This window comes from Candidatus Nanopusillus massiliensis (genome assembly GCF_920984865.1).
This window is the reverse complement of the sequence record NZ_OV100765.1, coordinates 480,724-480,925: the sequence shown is the minus strand read 5'-3', so window position 1 is coordinate 480,925 and position 202 is coordinate 480,724. Positions and strand designations below refer to the sequence as shown.

Here is a 202-nt window from a genome sequence, read left to right as displayed (position 1 = left end):
AAGGCAATCTGAAGATATGAANNNNAAGATTAAGGTTACATTAGTTTTATCTAGGAGTCAAGAGTCCATATATATTAGGAAAATGGAAGGAAGAATGGGAATCTGGAGAATTAACAAAAGTAAGAAAAGATGTAAATCTAGGTATTGATGTACTACAATAGATTTTTTTAATTTAATTTTATATATTTTTTATGGAGTTTGC

1 protein-coding gene (cut by a window edge) is annotated in these 202 nt (G+C 26.8%); it reads left to right on the top strand.

Going from position 1 to position 202, the window contains the following annotated elements; all coding sequences use genetic code 11:
• The first annotated feature begins 191 nt into the window (after window positions 1-191).
• Window positions 192-202 carry the beginning of a hypothetical protein gene (locus LUA84_RS03395; protein ID WP_457913298.1) on the top strand. The gene runs 358 nt beyond the window's last position, so the window shows 11 of its 369 coding nt (coding positions 1-11); its start codon is at window positions 192-194; its stop codon lies off the right edge, out of view.